Annotated in this window: 18 protein-coding genes; 7 read left to right on the forward strand and 11 right to left on the reverse strand. The window is 65.9% G+C overall.

Annotated features, from left to right (window positions below; translation table 11 throughout):
* Positions 1 to 13: 13 nt before the first annotated feature.
* Positions 14 to 8,668: a glycoside hydrolase family 94 protein gene (locus H4O11_RS07360; protein WP_246333333.1), complete on the reverse strand. Its 8,655-nt coding sequence runs from the start codon at positions 8,666 to 8,668 to the stop codon at positions 14 to 16.
* A gap of 238 nt (positions 8,669 to 8,906) precedes the next feature.
* Between H4O11_RS07360 and H4O11_RS07365 the strand changes: the two genes are divergently transcribed.
* The 3 genes from H4O11_RS07365 to fghA all read left to right on the forward strand — a co-directional run bounded on the left by H4O11_RS07365 (position 8,907) and on the right by fghA (position 11,287).
* Positions 8,907 to 9,182, forward strand: coding sequence for a metal/formaldehyde-sensitive transcriptional repressor (locus tag H4O11_RS07365; RefSeq protein ID WP_182338751.1), 276 nt, complete (start codon positions 8,907 to 8,909; stop codon positions 9,180 to 9,182).
* A gap of 90 nt (positions 9,183 to 9,272) precedes the next feature.
* Complete coding sequence (locus H4O11_RS07370) at positions 9,273 to 10,382, forward strand: S-(hydroxymethyl)glutathione dehydrogenase/class III alcohol dehydrogenase (protein WP_182338752.1); 1,110 nt, start codon at positions 9,273 to 9,275, stop codon at positions 10,380 to 10,382.
* 80 nt (positions 10,383 to 10,462) lie between these two features.
* Complete coding sequence (gene fghA / locus H4O11_RS07375; RefSeq protein ID WP_182338753.1) at positions 10,463 to 11,287, forward strand: S-formylglutathione hydrolase; 825 nt, start codon at positions 10,463 to 10,465, stop codon at positions 11,285 to 11,287.
* 88 nt (positions 11,288 to 11,375) lie between these two features.
* Here fghA and H4O11_RS07380 read toward each other — a convergent pair whose 3' ends face one another.
* The 6 genes from H4O11_RS07380 to H4O11_RS07405 form a co-directional block, all read right to left on the reverse strand.
* Positions 11,376 to 12,236 (reverse strand): PA4780 family RIO1-like protein kinase, encoded by an 861-nt coding sequence (locus tag H4O11_RS07380; RefSeq protein ID WP_182338754.1) that lies wholly within the window; start codon positions 12,234 to 12,236, stop codon positions 11,376 to 11,378.
* Positions 12,237 to 12,368: 132 nt separating this feature from the next.
* Entirely contained in the window at positions 12,369 to 12,704 is a 336-nt protein-coding gene (locus H4O11_RS07385; RefSeq protein WP_182338755.1) for a hypothetical protein, read from the reverse strand.
* Positions 12,705 to 12,831: 127 nt separating this feature from the next.
* Positions 12,832 to 13,773 (reverse strand): DegV family protein, encoded by a 942-nt coding sequence (locus H4O11_RS07390; protein ID WP_182338756.1) that lies wholly within the window; start codon positions 13,771 to 13,773, stop codon positions 12,832 to 12,834.
* Positions 13,774 to 13,863: 90 nt separating this feature from the next.
* Entirely contained in the window at positions 13,864 to 14,493 is a 630-nt protein-coding gene (locus H4O11_RS07395; RefSeq protein ID WP_182338757.1) for a 2-hydroxychromene-2-carboxylate isomerase, read from the reverse strand.
* A 19-nt stretch (positions 14,494 to 14,512) separates the two neighbouring features.
* Entirely contained in the window at positions 14,513 to 15,727 is a 1,215-nt protein-coding gene (locus H4O11_RS07400; protein WP_425506018.1) for an amidohydrolase family protein, read from the reverse strand.
* Positions 15,728 to 15,789: 62 nt separating this feature from the next.
* The gene (locus H4O11_RS07405; RefSeq protein WP_182338759.1) at positions 15,790 to 17,193 is read right to left on the reverse strand and encodes an amidohydrolase; all 1,404 of its coding nucleotides are present in this window, start codon (positions 17,191 to 17,193) and stop codon (positions 15,790 to 15,792) included.
* Between the two features lie 229 nt (positions 17,194 to 17,422).
* Here H4O11_RS07405 and H4O11_RS07410 point away from each other — a divergent pair, with 229 nt between their 5' ends.
* The 3 genes from H4O11_RS07410 (at position 17,423) to H4O11_RS07420 (ending at position 19,894) form a co-directional block, all read left to right on the forward strand.
* Positions 17,423 to 18,463, forward strand: a complete 1,041-nt coding sequence (locus H4O11_RS07410) for a glycoside hydrolase family 43 protein (protein ID WP_182338760.1) — start codon at positions 17,423 to 17,425, stop codon at positions 18,461 to 18,463.
* 70 nt (positions 18,464 to 18,533) lie between these two features.
* The gene (locus H4O11_RS07415; protein ID WP_182338761.1) at positions 18,534 to 19,310 is read left to right on the forward strand and encodes an AMP nucleosidase; all 777 of its coding nucleotides are present in this window, start codon (positions 18,534 to 18,536) and stop codon (positions 19,308 to 19,310) included.
* A gap of 44 nt (positions 19,311 to 19,354) precedes the next feature.
* Positions 19,355 to 19,894, forward strand: a complete 540-nt coding sequence (locus H4O11_RS07420) for a DUF924 family protein (RefSeq protein ID WP_182338762.1) — start codon at positions 19,355 to 19,357, stop codon at positions 19,892 to 19,894.
* Positions 19,895 to 19,959: 65 nt separating this feature from the next.
* On the opposite strand, the gene grxD is transcribed toward H4O11_RS07420, so the two are convergent.
* Positions 19,960 to 20,886 (reverse strand): Grx4 family monothiol glutaredoxin, encoded by a 927-nt coding sequence (grxD, locus tag H4O11_RS07425; RefSeq protein ID WP_182338763.1) that lies wholly within the window; start codon positions 20,884 to 20,886, stop codon positions 19,960 to 19,962.
* A 59-nt stretch (positions 20,887 to 20,945) separates the two neighbouring features.
* Between grxD and H4O11_RS07430 the strand changes: the two genes are divergently transcribed.
* Positions 20,946 to 21,722, forward strand: a complete 777-nt coding sequence (locus H4O11_RS07430; RefSeq protein WP_182338764.1) for a polysaccharide deacetylase family protein — start codon at positions 20,946 to 20,948, stop codon at positions 21,720 to 21,722.
* Between the two features lie 53 nt (positions 21,723 to 21,775).
* On the opposite strand, the gene H4O11_RS07435 is transcribed toward H4O11_RS07430, so the two are convergent.
* The 3 genes from H4O11_RS07435 to H4O11_RS07445 form a co-directional block, all read right to left on the reverse strand.
* On the reverse strand, positions 21,776 to 22,420 hold the full coding sequence (locus H4O11_RS07435) for a methyltransferase domain-containing protein (protein WP_246333334.1): 645 nt from the start codon (positions 22,418 to 22,420) through the stop codon (positions 21,776 to 21,778).
* 70 nt (positions 22,421 to 22,490) lie between these two features.
* Positions 22,491 to 23,102: an SGNH/GDSL hydrolase family protein gene (locus H4O11_RS07440; RefSeq protein ID WP_182338766.1), complete on the reverse strand. Its 612-nt coding sequence runs from the start codon at positions 23,100 to 23,102 to the stop codon at positions 22,491 to 22,493.
* A 5-nt stretch (positions 23,103 to 23,107) separates the two neighbouring features.
* Positions 23,108 to 24,385, reverse strand: a complete 1,278-nt coding sequence (locus H4O11_RS07445; RefSeq protein ID WP_182338860.1) for a pyridoxal phosphate-dependent aminotransferase — start codon at positions 24,383 to 24,385, stop codon at positions 23,108 to 23,110.
* Positions 24,386 to 24,410: the final 25 nt, after the last annotated feature.

Here is a 24,410-nt window from a genome sequence, read left to right on the forward strand (position 1 = left end):
TCCGTCCGGGTTCTCATGCCGGCGTGCCCGGCCAGGCCACCCGGGCGTGGTGGACGACGCCATCGTCGACGAGTGGTATGTGCAGTCCTGCCTGCTGCACGCCATCGAGCATCATGCCGGCCGGTCCACCGTCGCGCTGTTCGACGTGGATGATGTACAGGCTGGAACCAAACCGGTAGCGAAGCGTGTACTCCGGCCACTCAGGGGGCAGGCAGGGAGTCAAGGCAAGCTGGTCGCCGTGACGCTGCAGGCCCAGCAGGGATTCGGCCAGCAGGCGGTACATCCAGCCCGCCGAGCCGGTGTACCACGTCCACCCGCCGCGCCCGACATGCGGGGCGACGGCGTAGACATCGGCCGCCAGCACATACGGCTCCACCTTGTAGGTCGCCATCGCCTCGGCATCGGCTGCGTGGCCGATGGGGTTGATCATGCGCGCCAGGTCCCATGCCATCGCGGCGTTGCCTTGCTGGGCAAATGCCATCGCTGCCCATACCGCGGCATGCGTGTACTGGCCTCCGTTCTCGCGCACGCCGGGTACGTAGCCGCGAATGTAACCGGGGTCCTTGGATGTCTTGTCGAAGGGCGGATCCAGCAACTTCACCAGCCCTGCCTGGCGATCCACCAGATGGCTGGCCAGCGATGCCATGGCCGTGTTTCCGCGCGTGGGATCGGCTGCGCCCGACAATACCGACCAGCTTTGCGATATGGAGTCGATCCTGCATTCATCGCTTTCGGCCGATCCCAACGGCGTGCCATCGTCGAACCAGGCACGGCGATACCACCGTCCATCCCAGGCATGGGTTTCCAGGTTCCCGCGCAGGCTCTGTGCCTGCTCGCTGCAGTACGCTGCAAACGTTTCATCGCCACGTGCACGCGCCACCTCCACGAAGCGCTGCAAGGTATCGAACAGAAAGAAGCCCAGCCAGACACTTTCCCCGCGGCCCTGGCTGCCCACGCGGTTCATGCCATCGTTCCAGTCGCCGGTTCCGATCAATGGCAGCCCGTGCTGGCCAAGCAGCTCGCAGCCGTGCCGCAGCGCAAGCACGCAATGGTGGTAGAAGGACTGCCGGAGATGGGACGCCACGGGCATGTCGTAGTACGACTCTTCATCGGAATTGACCGCGCGTCCATTGATGAAGCGGACGTCCTCGTCCAGCACGCTGGCATCGCCGGTGACCTGAAGGTACCGACACGCTGCCTGGGGCAACCACAGGAAATCGTCCGAACAGCGTGTGCGAACGCCACGCCCCTGCGGGGGGTGCCACCAATGCATCACGTCGCCCTGTGGGAACTGTTGCGCCGCGCACAGCAGAAGGTGGGCGCGGGTCAACGCCGGTTTCGCATGTACGCTGGCCATGGTGTCCTGGAGCTGGTCACGGAAGCCGAACGCACCGCCTGACTGGTAGTAGCCACTGCGGGCCACGTAGCGACAAGCCAGTGTCTGGTACATGAGCCAGCCATTGACCAGGACATCCACGCTGGGATCCGGCGTCTGCACCTGCACGACATCCAGCAGGCTGCGCCAGTACGCACCCAGCGCCGCCAGCGCATCGTGGGCAGGCTGCGGGCCCTGCACCTTGCGCGCCAGCTGCAATGCTTCGTCACGGTCCTTGCCCATGCCGAGGCGGAACACCGTCTGCTGTTCCTGACCGTCGTCCAGCAGCAGCGGGGCCTGGATCGCGGCACACGGGTCCAGGCCCACGCCCAGCCGGCCGGAGAGGTGCTCGCGACGCATCGCGGCCGGGTCGCCCATGCTGCCATTGCGGCCCAGGAATTCGGTGCGGCTGGCGGTGTAGCTGCAGCCGCTGGCATCGGTATCGAAGAAGGCGACACGGCCGCTGAACTCCGTGTTGTAGGGGTTGCGGGCAGTAAGCACGCCACTGGCGGCATCCCGCTCGCAGACGATATGCATCTGCGACTTTGCGTGGACGTCACCCAGTATCCACTCCACGTACCCTGTCACCGACAGCCGGCGTGGTCGACCTGAAAGATTGCGTACCTTCAGCACCGAGTACTTGACCGCGTCGGCCACCGCCACGTAGATCCACAGTTCGGAGGCGATGCCGTCCTGCATGTGCTCGTATACGCTGTAGCCGAAGCCATGACGCGTGCGGTATGCACCGCGCCCACGGCAGGGCAGCGGCATCGGCGACCACACGCGCCCGCTGTCATCGTCGCGCAGGTAGAACGCCTCGCCACCGCTGTCGGTGACCGGATCGTTGTGCCACGGCGTCAGCCGGAACTCGTGTGCATTCTCGAACCAGGTGTAGCCAGCCGTGCTCTCGCTGACCACCGTTCCCAGCTTCTCGTTCGCCAGCACGTTGGACCACGGTGCCGGCGTGGGCATGCCTTCGCGCGTGGTGATGACGTACTCGCGGCCATCGGCGCTGAAACCGCCGGTACCGTTGTCATGGATCAGTGCGTTGCCTGCTGCCTGGAACGGGCTGGAAGGGTCTACTGCATCGGCGTCGCGCGCAGGCGGCAGGCCATCCGCTGGCTGCAACGGGTCGTCGTCGAGCGGCTCCTGCGCTGCCGCCTCGGCCAGCAGGGCAGGCGGCATTCGCCCGGCGGGCTCGTGCCGGCCGACCTGCGTGGCCAGGGTGCCGTGCTGGTCGCTGACGATCACGCGGGCCACCGATTGCAGCAGGACGCGATCTTCGTGCGGCATCTGATGTCCAGGCCGCACGAAAATGCCGCCCGGTCGATCCAGCACATTGGCCTCTGGATCGGCCGAGATCATCCCCAGGATGCGGTCCTGCAGTTGCTGGCGATAGCCCGGCTGGCTTTCATTCCAGATCACCAGGTCCGCGCGCAGGCCCTTCAGGCGCCAGTACGCATGCGCCTGGACCATCTGCCGGACCAGTTCGATGTTGTCGGCATCGGATATCTGCAGCAATACGATGGGCAGGTCGCCGGAAATCCCATGGCCCCACAGTCCCGACTGGCCTCGCTGGTTCTGCAGCAGTACGTCGGTGTCTGCGCGCAGCAGCGGGTTGGCGTAGACAATCAACCCAGCCAGTCGTTCATACAGCTGCGCGTCTGCCTGGGAGGCGTTGATCTGGCGCCGCACCACCTGGCTGTGTGTCCAGGCAAGGTCGAAGACACGATCCGCCAGGCGGCGATCGCGATACTTGTCTACCAGTGCCACGCAGCCATCACGATCGGCGCCGACGCCGTACACCATGTCGACCATCGCACTCTGTCCCGGCGCCAGTTCGATCCGGCAACGGATCGCCACGACAGGGTCCAGTACCGAGCCTTCGCTGTCGGAAAGCACGTCGTCGGTGGAAAGGGCGCGCGGTGCGCGGGGCGTGCTGCCACGCCCGAGGAAGCGCGCACGGTCGGTCTCGTAGGAAATGGCGCTGATGTCGGCGTCGTGTACGGCCACCAGGTGGAACATCCACGGCGGCACCTCGTCGTGCGAGCGCGGCCGGCGCGTGCACAACAGCGCCTGTTTCCCACGCACGATCTCGGACTGCACGAACAGGTTGCTGAAGGCAGGATGCAGTTCGTCGCCGATGGCCGGCGCCAGGACCACCTCCGCATAGGTGGTGATTTCAATGACGCGTGCATGCCGGCTGCGGTTGCACAGGCGCAGCCGGCGCAGTTCGATGTCATCTTCCGCGGATATGGCGATCTCCAGATGCGTCTCGTAGCCATTCTTGCGTCCGCGGAATTCGACCTTTGCATCGGAGAATATGGCTTCGTATTGCTCCACTGGTACGCACGTCGGCTGCAGCGATGTCGACCAGAACTCACCGCTGGCCACATCACGCAGATAGCAGAAGTGCCCCCAGTGGTCACGGGTTCCATCCTCCCGCCAGCGCGTGATCGAGATGTCGCGATGGCGGCTGTAGCCGCCGCCGGCGCTGGTCAGGAGGCTGTGGTAGCGGCCGTTGGAAAGCAGTTGCACGGCCGGTCGTGAACTTCCGGGATTATGGAAGATGCGCAGCTGTGTCTCGGTATCCGCTGTGGTGGCGCGCTCTTCGAGCGCTTCGGCCTTGTGCGGATGGAAGATGCCGCTTCGCGGAATACGTTCCTGCAACAACAGCAAGGTCGCCTGGAACTCGACATCGGCAACGAAGCGCCGCTGCATCGGCTGCTGGTGGAGAAGGTATAGCAGCGACAGGAACCCCATGCCCTGGTGGTGGGCCATGAACGAACGCACCACCGCATGCTGCTGCCCGTGCGGCACGCGCGTGGGTGTGTAATCGATCGCCTCGTAGAACCCGAAATTACCGGTGAAGCCCAGCGTGGCCAGGTGCTGCAGGTTCAGGCAGGCGGCCTCCGGCAAGACCATCAATGCCATCATGCTGGCGTAGGGGGCAATCACCAGGTCCTTGCCAAGCCCGCGCTGCAGGCCCAGTCCCGGTACGCCGAACGCGCGGTACTGGTAGTTCAGGCGCGTGTCCACGGTGTTGTACCCGGATTCCGAAATGCCCCACGGAACCTTGTGGTAAGCACCGTATGCGATCTGCGCCTCGACGGCATGCCGTGCGGTCTCATCCAGCAGCGTGTCCGGATAGCTGGGCATCACCAACTGCGGCATGAGGTATTCGAACATCGAGCCGCTCCACGACAGCAGAGTTGCATTGCCGTTGACCTCGGTCAGCAGGCGACCCAGCGCAAACCAGTTTTCCTGGGGCAGCTGGCCTTGGGAAATGCCGACGAAGCTGCTCAGGCGCGCTTCTGATGCCAGCAGGTCGTACAGACCGCTGTCCAGGCGGTGCTCATCCACGTTGTAGCCGATCGCCAGCAGGTGGCGGGAGCGGTCATAGAGGAATCCGTGCTCCACCAGCGAGAACTGGCCGGCCATATGCGCCAGTTGCTCGAGCGCAGCGATGCAATCGCGTGCACGGCCACGGGCCGGCAGGTTGGTGGATTGCCCCAGCAGCGCGCGCAACGATGGGATAGGGGTGTCCGCCATGGCGTCGCCGTTCATGTCGTCCGGCGATCCTGCGCCAGCGAAGAACTGGAGTTCGGCCAGTGCCGAGCGGCATGCATCGACCAGTGCTGTTGGCCAATGCGGCGTGTGCAGGTCTTCGGGCTCATTGGCCGGCCAGGCCACCGCAATGGCGTTCGCGTATGTTGCCAGCCCGGCAAGCATGCGTTCCGCATGGCGCAGCGTGGCAGGAGGGTGTGCCAATGCCTGCGCCAGCGTGGTTTGGAAGTCGCCCACCGCCCTCGACAGCGCGTCACCGTCAAGTTCCGCTTCATGGCGTGCTTCTTCCAGCACGCCGAGGGTATCTGCCAGTCCGTTGAAGGTACTGGGTGCCAGCACCGGCGTATCGGCCAATGCGAGCAACCCCTGGCGCAGGGTCAGCAGGTGGCCGGCCAGGTTGCCGCTGTCGACTGTGGAAATGTAGGCGGGCGGAAGCGGCAGCAGGGTTTCAGTGTCGTACCAGTTGTAGAAGTGCCCGCGGTGGCGCGGCAGCGTTTCCAGTGTGTCGAATACCTGCCGCGTGCGCTGCATGACCCCCCGGGCCTGCAGGTAGCCGAAATCGTGGGCTGACAGGTTGGCCAGCAATGACAGGCCGATATTGGTCGGCGAGGTGCGGCGTGCCACCACCACGGTGGGATGCTCCCTGACATTGTCCGGTGGCAGCCAATGGTCTTCCGCGCGTACGTAAGTCTCGAAGAAGGACCAGGTCCGCCGTGCCAGCCTGCCCAGGAAAGCCAGCTGGGTGGCGGACAGGTTGGCGGCACGACGTGCGGGTGGCCGCCCCAGCCAGGCCATCAGCACGGGCGACGCCAGCCACGCCAGCAGGAAGGGCGCGGCCAACCACAGCGAGGAGGGTTGTCGGAAGGCCAGCAGCGCCGCAACGGCGATGGCGAGCAATGCGGCCGGCGCCATGCTGCGCAGCTCGGCCTGCATGCCGTCGCCCAGCACGCGTTCTACTTCGCTGGACGGATTCCACTGGAGCAGGAACCTGCGCGTGACCAGCCGCCGCCACAGCGTGCGGATGATCGCCGCCAGGCTGAAGCATGCCTCGTAGGGCAGGCATGCGAAGTTGATCGCTGCACGCAGCAGTTGTTGCAGGGTGGAGCGGCCGACCTGCACAAGATGGGCTTTCGGTGGCATGTCGACCGGCAGGGCCGCGACATCACGCAATGCAGGTACCAGCACTGGCAGGAGCCACAGGCCCATCAGCCAGGTGGTCCAGGCGAGCGGATCGGCAGACAACAGCCAGCCCAGCACCAACAGTGCCGTGGTAGCGGCGGGCACCAGGCTGCGCCGCAGGTTGTCCAGCAGTTTCCCGCGCGACAGCCATGACAGCGGGTTGCGCTCGTAGCTGCCATCCCTGCGCGGGACCCATGGCAGCAGCCACGGCAGCAGCTGCCAATCGCCGCGTATCCAGCGGTGGCGTCGCTTGACGTCCACGGCATAACGGGTGGGATAGTCCTCGAACAGGCGCACGTCGCTGATCAGGCCGGCGCGCGCATAGCAGCCTTCCAGCAGGTCGTGGCTGAGGATGCGGTTGTCCGGGAAGCGGTCCGCCAGTGCGAATTCGAACGCTTCCAGGTCGTAGATCCCCTTGCCGACGAAGGAGCCTTCGCCGAACAGGTCCTGGTACACATCCGAAACGGTGCGCGTGTAGGGGTCCAGGCCGGCCTCGTTGCCGAACATGCGTGCATAGCGCGAACTGCGCCGTCCACCCAGGCTGGTGCCGACGCTGGGCTGGAGGATGCCGTAGCCACGGACCACGCAACGCCGGGTGGGATCGAAGTACGCCTTGTTGAGCGGATGGGCCAGCGTTCCGACCAGTTCGCATGCGGCATCGCGGGGCAGGCGGGTATCGGTGTCCAGGGTGATGACGTAACGCACATGCGCCAGCACGCCGATGTTGCCGGTGACCTGCACGAAGTCATCGGTGGCACCGCTACGCAGCAGGCGGTTGAGTGCGGCCAGCTTGCCGCGCTTGCGCTCGTGGCCCATCCAGCGCTTCTCGCCACGGTTCCACTGGCGTGGCCGATGGAACAGGAAGAACAGATCATCGGAGCCCTCGCCTGCACGCGTCGGACCGTAGCGATGGTTGAGCTGTGCGATCTGGTGCGCTGCGCGCTCCAGCAATCCGGCGTCGGTTGGCAACGATGCCTGGTCGGCATCCAGGAAATCTGTCAACAACGCGAAGTGCAGGTGCTGGTCGCGGTTGGCCAGGAAGCGGACTTCCAGCCCTTCGACCAGGTTGTCCACGTCGGCCGGACTTCCCAACATGCTGGGGACGACCACCAGCGTGCGCGAGCCTGGCGGGATGCCCTTGGAGAAGTCCATCCGTGGCAGCCGCTGCGGGCGGACCAGCAACGTGGCGGCCCAGTTGACCAGCATGACGCCGAGTTCACTGGACGCAACGATCGCCAGCATCACCACCAGCCCCAGCAGCATGCCGTGCAGGGCGGGTGCGGTGGCCACCAGGCCCCAGCTGAACAAGCCGACGATGAGGGCGATCGGGCCCAGGTAGGCAAGCAGGGGGATGCGGCGTGGGCGCAGTCCAATCGGTCGGCCTGCAGCAACGGAGGCGGTCAACGCTGTCTTCAGTTGCGTTACGCCATCGTCCACCAGATAGAAGCCCACATGGGCCTGGAAAGCTGCCGGATCGACCCGGGCCGCTGCCTGTGCCAGTTCCAGCGCGGTATCTGCGACTTTCCTTTCATCGATCCCGCCCAACCGCGCGATCCTTTCGACCACGTGGCGGTAGCTGTCGCGGGTGCTGAAATCCATCGATGGATAGGTAAGGGAGGGATCCCGGCGCAGGCTATGTTCGACCACGCTCATGCTCTCGACGAATTCCCGCCAGTCCATGTTGGCCAGGAAGCGCAGGCTGCCGATGCTGTTGCTGATCGAGACCTGGTCCGCTGCCTGTTGCTGGCTTTCCAGGTGCACCAGTTCCTCGATGCGATGGCCATCGGCAGCGGCCCATTGCTCGAGCCAGGTGATCGGCATCGAGAACACTCCGCCACGCCCCTGGAGCCCTCGCGCCAGTTCGGAGACGAACGCTCCCGACAGGGGAGGCCTCGAGCGCGCCAGGTCGGCGATCACGAGCACGACATCCTTCGGGCTTTCCGCGGCTGTCTGGTTCAACTGCCCGGCCCACTTGCCTGCCAGCCTGCGATCAGTGCCATCGTGCATCAGCCGCGCCGCCATGCGCCGCAGGTTGTCGATCAATGCCAGCCGCAGCATGATCGGAATCGCCCACAGCTCCCCGAGCTTCAGTGGCGTGATGGACTGGTAGGCGGCAATGAAACGGCTGATGGTTTCGCCATCGATGCGGCCATCACCATGCGCGATGGCCTCCAGGGAAAGGTCATATACCCGCGGCAGGCCTGCCGATTGCCCTCGGGCCAAGGAAGGAAGCTGGCGACTGTAACCTTCGGGAAGGTGCCGGCGCGCGGTATGGATCTGCTCTTCGACAAGATAGTAGTTGTCCAGCAGCCATTCGCCAGCGGGCGTGATCCGCATTTCATCGCGCACCATGGCGGTGAGCAGGCTGAATACATCGTCGAGCAGGCCTTCATTTTCTGCCAGCCGGCCCAGCAGGCGTTCGTGGCCGGGCTGCGCATGCACGGTGTGCTCGCGGGCCAGTGCGCGGCCGTGCGTCTCCATCTGCTCGACATTGAACAGGGACGAGCGAAGTGGCTCTTCGACCTTGTTTGGCCGCTTGGTTGCCATCGGGCGCCAACGCCATGAACGGCGGCGCTGGCGTAACCAGTGCCTGAGAACCCGCAGGACTTGAAGCATGGGCAATCCTGTTGGGGGCGACGACGACCGCGGGAGACCTATCCTTGTTGCACCATTGCTGCGACAGGGGCGTGAGGGTGGCATGACCGGCACATGCGCGGCTGGGCATGTGGCATGGCGGTGATATGGCGTATACTATCCCCCAGTATAGTTCCTTGGCTGCATGCCCATGCCGCACTCGCCGGAAGAAAAGAAGAAGGTCCTTGCCCGCGTGCGCCGCATCCGCGGCCAGTGCGATGCGCTGGACCGCGCGCTGGAATCGGGAGCCGACTGCGGCCCGGTGCTGCAGCAGATCGCCGCCATCCGCGGGGCGGTCAACGGGCTGATGTCCGAGGTGATGGAGGCGCACCTGCGCGAGGAATTCGGCCAGCCGGCCGCATCCGATGCGCAGCGCGCCGAACGCGTGCGCGACATGGGCGCGCTGATCCGCTCCTACCTGAAATGAATCCTTCCCGCCGCGTGCGGGCGCCGTAAACAAGCGCGCAACACGCGCATGCCTACCCTTGTCCTTGCCTGTTCCCTGGAGAATCCCGCCATGAAGTCCCGCGCCGCCGTCGCCTTTGGTCCCGGCCAGCCATTGAAGATCGTCGAGATCGACGTCGCCCCGCCGAAGAAGGGCGAGGTGCTGGTCAAGATCACCCATACCGGGGTCTGCCACACCGATGCCTTCACGCTGTCCGGTGATGATCCGGAAGGCCTGTTCCCCGCCGTGCTCGGGCATGAAGGTGCCGGCATCGTGGTGGAGGTGGGTGAAGGGGTGACCAGCGTACGGCCGGGCGACCACGTGATTCCGCTGTACACCGCGGAGTGTGGCGAGTGCCTGTTCTGCAAGAGCGGCAAGACCAACCTGTGCGTGGCCGTGCGTGCCACCCAGGGCAAGGGCGTGATGCCCGATGGCACCACCCGTTTCAGTTACAACGGCGAGCCGATCTACCACTACATGGGCTGCTCCACCTTCAGCGAGTACACGGTGGTGGCGGAGGTGTCGCTGGCCAGGATCAACCCGGAATCCAATCCGGAACATGTATGCCTGCTCGGCTGCGGCGTTACCACCGGTATCGGCGCGGTCCACAACACCGCCAAGGTGCAGGAAGGCGACAGCGTGGCCGTGTTCGGCCTGGGCGGCATCGGCCTGGCGGTGATCCAGGGGGCACGCCAGGCCAAGGCCGGGCGCATCATCGCCATCGACACCAACCCGTCCAAGTTCGAGCTGGCGCGGGAGTTCGGCGCCACCGACTGCATCAACCCGAAGGACCATGACGCGCCGATCCAACAGGTGGTGGTGGAGATGACCGGCTGGGGCGTGGACCACAGCTTCGAGTGCATCGGCAACGTGGAGGTGATGCGTGCGGCGCTGGAATGTGCGCATCGTGGTTGGGGCCAGTCGGTTGTGATCGGCGTGGCGGGGGCGGGCAAGGAGATCTCCACCCGTCCCTTCCAACTGGTCACCGGGCGCACCTGGAAGGGCAGTGCATTCGGCGGCGTCAAGGGCCGCAGCCAGCTGCCGGGCATGGTGGAAGACGCGATGAAGGGCGATATCGAGCTGGCCCCGTTCGTCACCCATACCATGGACCTGGAAAAGATCAACGAAGCCTTCGACCTGATGCATGAAGGCAAGTCGATCCGCTCGGTCGTGCATTTCTGAGTGGTGGCCGGCCAGCGGCCGGCACTGCCCGTACTCAACGCGGCGCGCCTGGTGCAGGGCGCCGCCTGCAGGGGAAAGACATGGAACGCATTGAACACCGCGCCTGTTCCGGCGGCTGGCAGGACGTGTACCGCCACCGCTCCGAGGTGCTGGGCTGCGAGATGAACTTCGCCATCTACCTGCCGCCGCAGGCTGCTGCCCGGAAGCTGCCGGTGCTGTACTGGCTGAGTGGGCTGACCTGCAACGAGCAGAACTTCATCACCAAGGCCGGTGCGCAGCGCTATGCGGCAGAGCACGGCATCATCCTGGTGGCGCCCGATACCAGTCCGCGCGGCGATGAGGTGGCCGATGCCGAAGGCTACGATCTGGGCAAGGGGGCGGGGTTCTACCTCAATGCCACCGAGCAGCCGTGGGCGAAGCATTACCGCATGCACGACTACATCGTCGACGAGCTGCCGGCGTTGATCGAAGCCAACTTCCCGGCTACCGGTGCACGTGGCATCAGCGGGCATTCGATGGGCGGGCATGGCGCGCTGGTGGTGGCGCTGCGCAACCCGGGCCGCTACCGCAGCGTGTCGGCATTCTCGCCGATCGTCGCACCGAGCCAGGTGCCATGGGGCGAGAAGGCCTTCACCGCTTACCTCGGCGAGGACCGCAGTACGTGGCTGCAGTGGGACGCCAGTGAACTGGTGGCCCTTGCCAGCGAACGGCTGCCGCTGCTGGTCGACCAGGGCGACGCGGACGATTTCCTCGGCGGCCAGTTGCAGCCGCAGCGCCTGCAGGCTGCCTGCGAGGTGGTGGGCCACCCGATCGAACTGCGCATGCAGCCCGGCTACGACCACAGCTACTACTTCATCGCCAGCTTCATCGGCGACCACATCGCCCACCACGCCGAAGCGCTGTAGCTGAAAAAAGGGGACGGAGGGGATTAAGTCGTTTTTGGCCAAAAGAACGCCAAAAACGACTTAATCCCCTCCGTCCCCTTTTTCTTCGTCAGTCGTCGTCCTGTTCGGCGGCTTCGCGACCCTGCTGGCGGATCAGTGCTTCTTCGCGCGCGTCGTTGATCGCGTGGCGCACGCTGTCCAGGTCGATGGTCGATTCGTCATGCACGAAGGTGCCGGTCAGCGGGGAGTCCGGCAACAGGTCGCCAGCCTCGAACAATGCCCACATTTCTTCGCCATACCAGCTGTCCAGCAGCTCCGGGGCAAAGCGGCCGAGATAGGCGGTGAGGTTGTTGACGTCGCGCAGCAACATGCTGCGGGCGTTGTTGTTGCCGGCGGCGCTGACGACCTGGGGGAAGTCGATCACCACCGGTCCATCCGGGCCGACCAGCACGTTGTAGGGCGACAGATCGCCATGGATGAGCCCGCAACACAGCATCTGCACCACCTGGCGCACCAGCACCTGGTGGAAGTCACGGGCCTGGTCCGGTTCCAGTTCCACTTCTCCCAGCCGCGCGGCGGAGAAGCCGTCGGCATCGGTGACCAGCTCCATCACCAGCACGCCGTGGAAATAACCATGGGGTTCGGGCACGCGCACGCCGGCATCGCGCAACTGGTACAGCGCATCGACTTCGGTGTTCTTCCAGGCCGTTTCCTGCTGCTTGCGGCCGTACTTGCTGGCCTTGCCGACTGCACGCGCCTCGCGGCTGCCACGCACCTTGCGGCCTTCCTGGTATTGCACGCGTTGCTGGAAACTGCGCTGGGCCATGTCCTTGTAGACTTTGGCACAACGGACATCATCACCACTGCGCACCACGTACACAGCTGCTTCTTTGCCGCTCTTCAGCGGGCGCAGCACCTCATCGATCACGCCATCGTCGATCAGGGCCTGCAGGCCTTGGGGGGTCTTCACGGAACCTCGTTGATGCGGCTGGCACCAACGGCCCGCCTCGGGGAGGGCATTCTCGCAAAAAAAGGGGACGGAGGGGATCAAGGCGTCATTGGCGGCGCCAAATGCGACCTGATCCGCTCCGTCCCCTTTTTGTCAGCGGACGTCGCGGAGGGTCCAGTGCGGTCCTGCGAGCAGGCGCAGGCGCTCCTTGAGGATCTCTCCCTTGATGGTGGTCCTGGCCTCCAGCTTGATCTGCAGGTCGTCCTGGCTGCCGGTCACGGTGGCGTTGGGATCGGTGACGCCCCACTGCTCCGGGACGGCGTCCGGGTCCGGCTGCTTTGCCTTCCACTTCTCGAACAGCGTGGTCGAGGCCAGGGCGTCCTGGAGGTCGCTGGCAAAGCCATCGGCGCTCTGCGACTTGAAAGCCAGATCCGGGTCCTGGCCGCGTGCCTTGGCCGGGTCTGGCAGGGTGATGTAATACGTGGTCATTTTTTCCTCCATTCAATGATGCAAAGCCTTGCAGGCGCGGGGTGCAAGCCGCGTGCAGGCCATTCCGGCAAGGGTCCGAAGCCAGCGTGCGCCGCTGATCCTGACGGGCAGCCGACCTGGCCCGCACTTATTCAAAACGATGTGGTCCATCAGCGAAGCCAACGGTCAGTGCCCCCTTGCCGACATTGACCATGCCGGTAAGGCTCATGACCGATTCGTACACCTGCACGCCATGTTCGGCGCACACCTGCCGCAGCTGCGCGTAACCGGGCAGGGCGCGCAGTTCATCCAGCTCACCGCCATAGCTCAGGCAGACCGCAGGGGTCATCAGGCCCGCGCGCACCCGCTGCCCGACCACCTCGAACAGCCGGGACACCGCGTTGTCGAACCCCTTGATCTTGGCCACCGGTCCAGTTTCCCCACGGTACCCATGCAGCACTGGTTTGATATCCAGCGCACTGCCCAGCGCAGCGCTGAGCAGGCCGACGCTGCGGTCGCCCTTGTGCCGCGCGCGGGCACGCATGTAATACAGGTCGCGGGTGACCATGTAGCCGTGCACGTTGCTGGCCAGTTCTTCCAGCCGTTGGCGGATCTGCTGCACGCTGGCGCCGCTGTCGCGCAGGCGCACCGCTTCGATGGCGGTCACGGCCTGGGCGGCGAACAGGTTCTGGGTGTCGATCACCCGCAGGGCGAACGGCGAGTTGAAGCCTGCCGCCTGGCGTACGGGCTTGTAGTCGTTGAGGATGGCGAAACTGGCCTGCAGCGCGTTGTCGTGGATTGGGCTGCGGGTCTTGGTGATGGTCAGGCAGAACACGTGGTCGTAATCGATGACCAGGCGTTCAAGGAACAGGTCGCGGATCTGTTGCACGCTGAAAGGAATGGTTTCAGCCTCCGCTCCATGCTCCGCGACATGGGCGTGCAGGAAGCTCAGCGTGGCCTGCTCGTCGCGGTGGTCGGCGAGGATCGCTTCGCCGATGCGCACGGTAATGGGCAGCAGCACGATCCTGTGCTGGGCGATGAACTCCTGCGGCAGGTCGCAGGCTGAGTCGACGACGATTCCGATGCGCATCCGCAGGCCCCCTCCAGGCTGATTGAATGTCCCGAAGTGTGAAAGCTATCGCAATTTGGCCCGGCGCGCGCGCCCGCCGCGGCGTTCCGCTCAGCGTTTCCGCTGTACAGCCACCGGCAGGTCCAGCAGTTGTTGCCATTGCGGCTGCCGCAGCACGCCCGGGTCGTCCAGCACGGCCACCATCAACGGGTGGGCGTCGTTGCCCCAGAACAGTTCACCGTCGATGGACAGGGTAGGCACCCCGAATACGCCGGCCTCGATGGCGGCCTCGGTGTTGCGGCGCAAGGCATCCTTGACCTCCGCTGTCCCGATGGCAGCCTCCAGGTTGCCCACCCCCAGCGTCCTGGCCAGCCCGGCCAGCGCCGCCGCATCGTCGGCGGCGCGGCCATCCTTCCATATCCAGTTGAAGATGGCATCCACCGCCGAGGTACTGGAACCGGCTGCGATGCATGACCGCAGTGCCGGCAGGGGATTGAACGGATGCGCTGGAGGAAAGCGCAGGGGCACGCCTTCCTGCCCCGCCGTCCACAGCAGATGCCGGTAGAAGAAGCGACGCTTGACCGGGATTTCGGCAGGCCCGAGGTTGCCCACGTGCTGCAGCACGGCCCCCAGCGCGATGGGAACCGGCTGGATGCGCGCGAATTGCGGCAGGGCCTTCAGTTTCTGCCAGTGCAGGTAGGCAAAGGGCGAAACGAAATCGAAATACCAGGGCAAGGGCATCGCGGAATCTCCGAAGGGATCAGGGCGAGGCGGCACGCTGCAGGTAGCGGTCGCGCAGCTCGGTCTGGCGCGAGCGCATCGGCATCGCCCGGCCGCCCAGCCACACCTGCTGTGCGTAATGTGCCACGTCCAGCGGATCGCCTTCCCACAGCACCAGGTCGGCCAGCTTGCCCGGCTCGATGCTGCCGATCTGCCCACCCACGCCCATTGCCTCGGCCGGCACGCGGGTCAGCCCGGCCAGCGCGTCGGCCCATGGCAATCCATGGGCAACGGCATTGCCGGCCAGTTGGCGCACTTTCCGCGCGTTGTGGGAGGCATCACCGCCCTGGGTAAAGCTGACCTGCACTCCGTCCCGCTGCAGGCGCGCAGCGTTTTCCAGCGTCGCACCGATCTGGTCGAAGGTGGTGGGAAGGTTGCCGAGTCCGTCCACGAACACCGGCACACCCGCCTGTGCGAGCTGCGGAGCCAACTGCCAGGCCTCCGCGCCGCCGGCGATCGCGATCTTGACCTTTTCCCGTGCGGCCCAGCGCAGCAGTTGGCGGATATCCGAGGCACGGTCCACCTCGACGATGACGCGGCCATTGCCGGCCAGGTAATCCGCCAGCGTACGGCGCCCGGCCGGGGTGAGCAGGGCGTGTGGCGAATCGGCGCCCACCCGCCCGCGTGCCTCGTCGATCATCTGCTGCAGCAGCATCCATTGCGCGGCACGCGATTGCCCGGTCAACTCTGCCGCCGCCGAACCCAGGCGCAGGTACAGCGCACGCGGGCCGATCGGGTCGGCGCTGCCATCCAGCCGCACCACGCCTCCCTGGCCGGCCACGAAGCCGCCGCCGGTATGTGCGCCGAGGGCGGTGAAGCCGATGCCTTCCATCCGCGCCACCGGCACCAGGATCGAGGCCGGGTTGTAGGCCAGGGTGACATCGAACTCCGGACGCAACGGCTGCGTGCCGATCTTCAGCGTGCTGTCCACCGTGCTCGATTCGCCGGACACTTCCTCGATGCCGATCTCGGTGATGCCGCCGAACAGCGCAGGCGTCAGCGGACGCCCGTTGGCCTCTACCACCGCCATGCCGGACGGGGCCGCCAGGCCGGTACCGACGGCCTGGATCACGCCGTTGCGCACCAGCACGTCGGCATTGTCCAGGCTGCCACGCGCGCTGGCCGTATGCACGGTGGCATTGCGGATCAGCACGTCCTGCGCGTTCGTGCTGCCTGCTGCACAGGCCAGCAGCATCACGCCCACGGTAGCGCCGAGCCGTGCCCGGCGGCTCCTGACCCTGCTGAACAAGCAGCCCATCACCGCACCTCCTGGCCAAGACGGAAATCCGACGCCGGTTTGTCCGCAGGATGGGCGCGGTCGTAGTAGCGGTAGCCATCGATGAACACCTGGTCGGCCAGCGCATAGGAACTGAACGGGTTGCCGTTCCATATCACCACGTCGGCATTCTTGCCCGGTTCCAACGTGCCGGTCTGAGCTTCGATACCCAGTGCCTTGGCGGCGTTGCCGGTCATCCAGATGATGGCGCGTTCCGGCGTGATGGCCGGCATGTTGGCGCGTCGCGCGGCGGCGATCACCTTGGCGGCCTCCTGGTTCAAGCGCTGGATGCCTTCGGGTGAATCCGAGTGCACGATGGCGCAGCTGTTGGCTGGCCGGTCCACCAGCGCGATGTTCTCCTGGATGCCGTCGAAGGCTTCCATCTTGAAGCCCCACCAGTCGGCCCACAGCGCACCGCACACGCCTTTTTCGGCCAGCCGGTCGGCCAGCTTGTAGGCTTCCACGCCGTGGTGGAAGGCGGCGATCCTGAAGCCGAACTCGTCGGCCAGGTCGAGCATGGTGGCCATCTCGTCGGCGCGATAGCAATGGATGTGCACGCGGATGTCGCCCTGGATGGCGCCGGCCAGCGTGTCCAGCTTGAGGTCGCGCTTGCCGCCGCTGTCGCCGGCGCTGTCTTCCTTGTCGCCGCCGAACCAGCGCTTGCGCTTGGCCGGTTTGGCAGTGTTCTTGGCGATGTACTCGCTGGCATCGATGAAGGCAGCGCGGTAACCGGCCACGTTGCCCATCCGCGTGCCCGGCGCAGTGCCCTTGCCGCCGTAGACCCGCTTTGGGTTCTCGCCGCAGGCCATCTTCATGCCCCAGGGCGCACCGGGAAACTTCATCGCCTGGTAGGTGGTGGTGGGGACGTTCTTCAGTACCACGCCGCGCCCACCGACCAGGTTGGCCGAGCCGGGCAACACCTGCATGCTGGTCACGCCGCCGGCCAGTGCTTCGGCGAAGCCGGGATCCTGGGGCCACACCGAATGTTCCGCCCAGACGTTGGCGGTGACCGGTGCGGTCATTTCGTTGCCATCGCTATGGGCACCGACGCCGGGGCTGGGGTAGACGCCCAGGTGCGAATGCACGTCGATCAGGCCGGGGGTGACCCAGCGACCGCGCGCGTCCACCCGTCGTACATCGGCACCTGCCTGCAGCGAACGGCCAATTTCCGACACCTTTCCATCGCGCAGCAATACGTCGGCGTCGTCCAGCCGTTCACCGGTGCCGGTCAGCACGGTCGCATTGTGGATCAGCACGGCCTGTCCGCTGCGTGCCTGGTACGTGCTGGGATACGGATCCTGGATGAAGCGCGATGCGCCGAAGGCCGGCGCAGCGGCCAGCGACAGCAGCGCCAGGCCGATGCCGGCGCGCAGCAGGTTGTTCATGGTTCCCCGAAGTGTGGCGGTGCAGGCTCTCGACGCTAGCGGAGAGCACCGGCGCCTGCCAAGTGACTTTTGACCTGGCAAGGCATGCCTGGCAGCCACCGCAGGCCGATCCCGAAGCCCGGCACCGTGGCTCATTACCCGAGGACTTCGACGTTAAAGTCCAATTGTATTACAAATAATGCCGGGCTAGACTCGGGCCCATCGCTAACCACTCGTCGGGTGCCAATGCATGAAAGCTCTACGCGGAGTATTGCTCGCAGCAGGTCTGTTCGCGGCTGCAGTCTCATCCGGCAAGCAACCGGATCCGCCCGGACAGGTACGCCCCGGCGAGAAGCCGGTCAATGCGGCATACCTGTTCGCGCACATGACCGATGACGATTACGGTCGTCTCTATTACAGCGTCAGCCTTGACGGCCTGCACTGGACCCGCCTCAATGGCGGCAAGCGCATTACCGACGATTACCGTGGCCACCCGGACATCGCACAGGGCCCGGACGGTACGTATTACATTGCCGGCAACCAGAGCGATGCGGCGCCGGACATCACCATCTGGTCTTCGCGCGATCTCATCCAATGGGAGCGCTACAGCACCTATACGCCCGACCTGAAGTCGACGCCAGGCTATTCGCAGGCGCTGCAGCGGATCGGCGCCCCGAAGCTGTTCTTCGACAAGGCATCCCGGCAGTTCGTGATGACCTGGCATACGCCCCACCTGGAAGGGACGCCGGAAGACAGTGAACGCTACTGGGCGAGCCAGCGCACGCTCTACGTGACATCCCGCGACCTGAAGACGTTCTCGGCGCCCCCTGAGCGCCTGCTCGACTGGGACATGGGCACCATCGATGTGTTCCTGCGGCAGGAGGAAGGCAAGTACTGGGCGATCCTCAAGGACGAAACCTATCCCACGCTGGATTGGGTCACCGGCAAGACCATCCGCATTGCCAGCTCCGATTCGTTGCTTGGACCCTACAAGGACCTGAGCCTGCCGATCAGCCCGAACTTCCGCGAAGCGCCGATGCTGGTCCCTTCGCCGGATGGCAAGGCCTGGTATCTGTACTACGAACAGTACCCGGGCGTTTCCTATGGCCTGTCGGTTGCCAGCAAACTGTCTGGCCCGTGGTATCAGGTCTCCGGCTACACCTTCCATGACGACTGGGACAAGTACGCCCTGCCGCCGAAGGTCAGGCACGGCACCATGATCACGATTTCCCGCGGGCAGTATGACGCGCTGGTGCAGAAATTCGGATTGGACAAGCCCGGCAGGCCATAGCTGGCGCTCGACTCTTCGGCGCAGGTCTCGCAGAATTACGCCCTGTCGTTCGCGCAGGGCCGCTCCACTGATGAAGACCAAGCAGGACATCGTCGACAACTGGCTACCGCGCTATACCGGGGTACCGCTGGACCAGTTCGGCCAGCACGTGCTGTTGACCAACTTCAGCGGTTACCTGCATGCGTTCGCACAGCTGACCGGTGCACCCATCGTCGGCCTGGACCGGCCGATGGCCAGCGTCACGGCCGACGGCATCACCCTGATCAACTTCGGCATGGGCAGCCCCAACGCAGCCATCATCATGGATCTGCTGTCCGCGGTGATGCCCAAGGCAGTGCTGTTCCTGGGCAAGTGTGGTGGACTGAAGCGCAAGAACCAGCTTGGCGACCTGGTGCTGCCGATCGCCGCGATCCGTGGCGAGGGCACCTCCAGCGACTACCTGCCGCCGGAAGTCCCGGCGCTGCCTGCGTTCGCCCTGCAGCGTGCGGTCAGCACGATGATCCGCGACCTCGGCCATGATTACTGGACCGGGACCGTGTACACCACCAACCGCCGGGTGTGGGAGCACGACGAAGCCTTCAAGGAACGCCTGCGGGCGATGCGCTGCATGGCCATCGACATGGAGACGGCCACCGTGTTCGCGGCAGGGTTCGCCAACCATATTCCCACCGGGGCCTTGCTGTTGGTGTCCGACCAGCCGATGATTCCCGACGGGGTGAAGACCGAGGCATCCGACGCCAAGGTCAGTTCCCGGTTCGTGGACAACCACATCCAGGTCGGCATCGAGGCACTGAAGCTGATCCGCCGCAACGGCAAGTCGGTCCGCCACCTGCGATTCGACGAATGATGAGCGGTTGGCGGCGCACCCATGTACAGCCCGTGGAGCAGGACATGGAAATGGCAGCGCAGGTAGTGGCGTTCTGGACCGAGGCTGGCCCAGCCAAATGGTTCGTGCGCGACGATGCATTCGACGCGCGGTTCCGCGAGCTGTTCCTGGAGGAGCACCACGCGGCCGCATCCCGTGCACGCGAACATTGGCTGGCTACCGCCGAAGGGGCGTTGGCGCTGCTGTTGCTGCTGGATCAGTTTCCGCGCAACTGCTTCCGCGGCACGGGGCATTCGTACGCCACCGACGGGCTGGCCCGGCACTACGCCATGCGTGCGGTCGAAGAAGGACTGGACCTGCAACTGGTACCGAAACTGCGGGCGTTCATCTACCTGCCGTTCGAGCATTCCGAGGACCCGCTGGACCAGGACCGTTCGGTGGCGATGTTCGATGTGCTGGGTGACAAGGAGTACCTGCAGTTCGCCGAACTGCATCGCGACATCATCCGCCGCTTCGGCCGGTTCCCGCACCGCAACGCGGTGCTGGGGCGCATTCCTTCACCGGAAGAACTGGATTACCTGGCCGAGGGCGGGTTTTCGGCGTGAACCTGCGCGGGTGACGGGCATGGCCCGTCACTACCGGGGGCGGGTGCGCGGTGGGCGGGGCCGGGTCAGTACTTCGGCACGCCGTTGTCGACCTGGTCCGACCAGGCATCGATGCCCCCGGTGACGTTGTGCACCTTGCTGAAGCCCAATGCACGGAACTGTTCGGCGGCCTGTGCGCTGCGTCCACCGTGGTGGCACAGGAATGCCAGCGCGGTGTCCTTCGGCAGGGCTTCCAGTTCGGCGCGGCCCTGGCCGTCGAATACCTTGAACGGAACACCGACGGCCGCGATGGCGCGTTCTTCCGGCGGACGCACGTCGACCAGCAGCACGCTGCCGGCACGCACCAGGTCGTCGGCATCGCGTACCGACAGCTCGGCGATCGGCTTGGGCGCGTTCGGGTTGTCGATGGCCAGGCCCTTGCCACGGATATCGTCCACCCAGTCGATGGTGATGCCATCGGCACGGCGTGCGCTGGCCAGGTCGAACTGCACGCGCAGGCCATTGGACTCGGCTGCGATGGCGTTGTCATCATGCGGCGCCAGCTGGAAATTGGGCTGGAAGCGCGCATCGATGCCCAGCTGCAGCGAAGCACCGGGAGAGTCGGCCAGCGCGCCCTTCAGCATCTCCACGGCAGCCGGGGTGACGGTGATGTTCGGCGGGGTACGGTCCGGGGCGGCCAGGCCGAGCACGTTGCTCAGTTCGCCGCTGGAGGCCATCTGCAGGATGATGTCGCTGCCGCCGACCAGTTCGCCGTCGATGTACAGCTGCGGGATGGTCGGCCAGTCGCCGTATTGCTTGATGCCTTCGCGGATGTCCTGGTCGGCCAGCACGTTGACGTGGCCGAACTCCACGCCCAGGTCCTGCAGCGCGCCGACGGCCTTGGCGGAGAAACCGCACTGCGGCATGCTCGGCTGGCCCTTCATGAACAGCACGACGCGGTCGGTGGCGAGGATGGTTTCGATGCGCGAGCGCAGGGCGGGGTCGAGGGACATGGCGGTGGAAATCCGGTGATAGCGAAACGCCGATTCTACCCGCCATGGCATCATGGGGCATGACCCCCGCAGAAACACTGCATCGCATCCCGTCCCGGCCCTGGCGCTGGGTTCCGTGGCTGGCGGGATCGCAGCTGGGGGTAGTGCTGGCGTGGCTGCTGGCGGGCTGGCCCTGGGGGCTGGCGCTGATGCTGGCCAGCCATGCGCTGTTCCTGGTGCCGGTATTCCGGCCCAACAGCCGGTTCTATGCGCCAGTGCTGGACCGGCTGCCCGCTGCCGGCAAGAGCGTCTGGCTGACCATCGATGATGGCCCCAGTGCGGAGACGCCACAGGTCCTGGACCTGTTGGACCGGCACCAGGCACGGGCGACCTTTTTCCTGGTGGGGGACCGGGCACTGGCCCGGCCGGAGCTGGTCCGGGAAATCGTCCGCCGTGGGCATGGGATCGGCAACCACAGCCACAGCCATCCGCAGGCACGTTTCTGGCGGCTGGGACCGGTGGCGATGAGCGAAGAAATCGAATCTGCGCAGCGGGCCCTGGCTTCCATCACCGGACAGCCGCCGCGCTGGTACCGTTCGGTGGTGGGCATGACCAATCCGTTCGTGGCGCCGGTGCTGCGACGGTTGCAGCTGACCCGCGTGGGCTGGAGCGCACGCGGCTACGACGGCGTGGCCTGTGAACCGCAGGTCGTGCTGGCGCGGTTGTTGCCGGGATTAAAGGCGGGCAGCATCGTGCTGCTGCACGAAGGCGCGGCGCACGGGCGCAACCTGGAGATCATCGAGGGCGTGCTGCAGGCATTGCAGCAACGCGGCCTGCAGGCACGGTTGCCGGATTGAAGGCCCGCCGAGCGTGGCCCGGCGCTACGGGAACGAACGCCCGTGCCCCACCATCACGGCCGTTCGGCGACCAGCAACCAACTGTTGAACGGCGTGCGTCCATGCAGCGGACGGGCTGCCGTTGCCTGCAGTCCCGCAGCACGCAACGCCTCGCGCAGATCCGCTTCCACCGGGTAGTGGTGCGGGCGGGTGCGCATCCAGCCGATCCGCCAGGCCAGTCGGTCGCCCAGCCGGGTGATCTGGTCACGCCCGTCCTTGTTGGCCAGCGGCGTACGCAGGATCAGTCGCCCGCCGGGAGCGACAGCGGCGGCGGCCCTGGCCAGCAGGCGATGCTGCGCGGGCAGGTCCAGGTACTGCAGGACATCCAGCAGGGCGACATGTCCGGCATGCGGTGGGAGTGGTCCGCGCAGATCGAGCGATTCGAAGCGAACCTGTGCCAGGCGGGAGGTTGCCGCCGCGCATGTCGCCTGCCTGATCTTTGCCGTATCCACGTCCACGCCGGTGTAGGCCTGGCCCCGCGCATGCTGGCGCAGCACGTGCGCCAGCAGCCCGAGCCCGCAGCCCAGGTCCAGCACTGGCAGGTGGTCCGTGGGCAGGGCATCGAGCACGCCGCGGTACAGCGGATCGCCGGTGAGCTTGAAGCGGACGTAATACTGGTTGCGGCGGTTGCCCCAGCGCGAAGCGGGACGGAATGCCATCGCGATCTGGCGGGCCTGCGTGGCAGGCAGGGTAGGTGACGGCCGCGGGGAATCGTGGCCGTGCAACGGGTCAGTCCGTTGTCCGCAGCAACCGTTCGGCCAGCGGCTGCGCGCGCTGGCTCCACAGTGTGTACATCCTTGCCGATGGGTGCAGGCCGTCATCGGCCAGCATCGCTGGCTCGGCGCCGTGCAGGCGGGACAGGTCGGTGATGTCGACGAAGGCGATGCCACGGTGGCTGCAGGCATCGCTGGCGGCCGCATTGTAGGCATCCAGTTCGGCAGCAATCCGTGGGCGGTCGCGGCCTTCGGCATAGGGTGTGACGCCCCAGTCCGGAATGGACAGCACCAGCACACGGGACGTGCGCCCTCCGGCGAAGCCGACCGCGCGCTGCAGCAGGGCGTCGAACTGCGCGCGGTAGTCATCCACGCTGCGGCCGCGATACTGGTTGTTCACGCCGACCAGCAGGCTGACGAAATCGAACGGTCCCCGTGGTGCCTGCGCATCGATGCCGGCGTCCAGCTCGTCAGTGGTCCAGCCGGTGGTGGCGATGGTCAGCGGGTCATCCAGCGCGACGTTGCGGTCGCGCAGCGACCTGGCCAGTTGTTGTGGCCAGCGTCCCGCCACCGGTACACCTTCGCCGATGGTGTAGGAATCCCCCAACGCCAGCCAGGACAATGCCATCGGGGTCAGGCCACGGCCGAGCGGCGCGGTTTCAGCGGCACCACCTTGCGGTTGGCTTCGGCGCGGCGCGCCAGGGCACGGTCGATACGCGAGAAGACATCGCGCATCACCGACGCTTCCGGCAGCAGGGTGACGCGGAAATGATGGCGGTACGGCACGTTGAAGCTGGAACCGGGAACCACCAGCACGCCTTCCTGGTTCATCAGGTCCAGCGCGAAATCATGGTCGTCGAAGCCCTTGGCCGCATCGCCGACCACGGCCGGGAAGGCATACAGGGCGCCTGCCGGTGCCACCAGCGAGAGATGCTCGCTGGCCTCGCAGGTTTCGATCACCGCGCGGCGGGTTTCGTAGAGGCGGCCGCCGGGCGTGCACAGCGGGGTAATGGTGTCGGGTCCGTTGACGGCCGCATCGATGGCGTACTGGCCTGGCACGTTGGCGCACAGGCGCAGCGCGCTGAGCAGGTCCATCGCGGCGCGGAACTCGCCCAGCCGCGCTGCTTCGCCGGACAGCATCGCCCAGCCCACGCGCCAGCCACAGGCGCGGTGCACCTTGCTCAGGCCACTGAAGGTGAGGCACGGCTGGTCGCCGGCCAATGGGGCGACCGGCTGGAACCGTGCATCGTCGTACAGGATCTGGTCGTAGATCTCATCGACCATCAGCAGCAGGTTGTGCTTGCGCGCGATGGCCACGATGCGCTCCAGCAGCTCGCGCGGGTAGCTCGCGCCGCTGGGGTTGTTCGGGTTGATCAGCACGATGGCGCGGGTGCGCGAGGACACCAGGGCTTCGATCTCCACCGGATCCGGCTGGAAGCCATTCTCCGGGGCGCAGCGGTAATACACCGGGCGGCCATCGTTGAGGATGGTGGCGGCTGACCACAGCGGGTAATCCGGCGACGGCACCAGCACTTCATCGCCGGGGTTGAGCAGGGCGCGCAGGGACAGGTCGATCAGTTCGCTGACGCCGTTGCCGACGAACACCCGGTCCGGGTGCGCATCCGGCGCACCGCGGCGCGCATAGGCTGCCGCGATGGCTTCGCGTGCGACCGGCAGGCCCTGCTGGTGCGTATATGGGTCGGTGCGGCCCATGTCATCGGCAATGGCACGCTGCAGGTGCTCGGGCGCCCGGAAACCGAAATTGCCCGGGTTGCCGATGTTGAGCTTGATCAGCTTGTGGCCCTGCGCCTCCAGTTCCCGCGCTCGTCGCGCCAGCTCTCCGCGGATCTCGTAGCGCACTTCGGAAAGGCGCTCGCGGATGGCCAGGGGCTTGGGCGTGGGAGTGGGCATGGCAGGCGGGCCGTCGATGGGCATG

Origin of the sequence: Stenotrophomonas tumulicola, from assembly GCF_014117215.1 — a bacterium.
In the GTDB taxonomy this organism is placed as follows: Bacteria; Pseudomonadota; Gammaproteobacteria; order Xanthomonadales; family Xanthomonadaceae; genus Stenotrophomonas; species Stenotrophomonas tumulicola.

Coding starts and splice junctions, on each gene's coding strand:
- H4O11_RS07360 (WP_246333333.1), bottom strand. CDS start 8,668: ATGGCAACCAAGCGGCCAAACAAGGTCGAAGAGCCACTTCGCTCGTCC.
- H4O11_RS07365 (WP_182338751.1), top strand. CDS start 8,907: ATGCCGCACTCGCCGGAAGAAAAGAAGAAGGTCCTTGCCCGCGTGCGC.
- H4O11_RS07370 (WP_182338752.1), top strand. CDS start 9,273: ATGAAGTCCCGCGCCGCCGTCGCCTTTGGTCCCGGCCAGCCATTGAAG.
- fghA (WP_182338753.1), top strand. CDS start 10,463: ATGGAACGCATTGAACACCGCGCCTGTTCCGGCGGCTGGCAGGACGTG.
- H4O11_RS07385 (WP_182338755.1), bottom strand. CDS start 12,704: ATGACCACGTATTACATCACCCTGCCAGACCCGGCCAAGGCACGCGGC.
- H4O11_RS07390 (WP_182338756.1), bottom strand. CDS start 13,773: ATGCGCATCGGAATCGTCGTCGACTCAGCCTGCGACCTGCCGCAGGAG.
- H4O11_RS07395 (WP_182338757.1), bottom strand. CDS start 14,493: ATGCCCTTGCCCTGGTATTTCGATTTCGTTTCGCCCTTTGCCTACCTG.
- H4O11_RS07400 (WP_425506018.1), bottom strand. CDS start 15,727: ATGCTGCTGGCCTGTGCAGCAGGCAGCACGAACGCGCAGGACGTGCTG.
- H4O11_RS07405 (WP_182338759.1), bottom strand. CDS start 17,193: ATGAACAACCTGCTGCGCGCCGGCATCGGCCTGGCGCTGCTGTCGCTG.
- H4O11_RS07410 (WP_182338760.1), top strand. CDS start 17,423: ATGAAAGCTCTACGCGGAGTATTGCTCGCAGCAGGTCTGTTCGCGGCT.
- H4O11_RS07415 (WP_182338761.1), top strand. CDS start 18,534: ATGAAGACCAAGCAGGACATCGTCGACAACTGGCTACCGCGCTATACC.
- H4O11_RS07420 (WP_182338762.1), top strand. CDS start 19,355: ATGGAAATGGCAGCGCAGGTAGTGGCGTTCTGGACCGAGGCTGGCCCA.
- grxD (WP_182338763.1), bottom strand. CDS start 20,886: ATGTCCCTCGACCCCGCCCTGCGCTCGCGCATCGAAACCATCCTCGCC.
- H4O11_RS07430 (WP_182338764.1), top strand. CDS start 20,946: ATGACCCCCGCAGAAACACTGCATCGCATCCCGTCCCGGCCCTGGCGC.
- H4O11_RS07435 (WP_246333334.1), bottom strand. CDS start 22,420: ATGGCATTCCGTCCCGCTTCGCGCTGGGGCAACCGCCGCAACCAGTAT.
- H4O11_RS07440 (WP_182338766.1), bottom strand. CDS start 23,102: ATGGCATTGTCCTGGCTGGCGTTGGGGGATTCCTACACCATCGGCGAA.
- H4O11_RS07445 (WP_182338860.1), bottom strand. CDS start 24,385: ATGCCCACTCCCACGCCCAAGCCCCTGGCCATCCGCGAGCGCCTTTCC.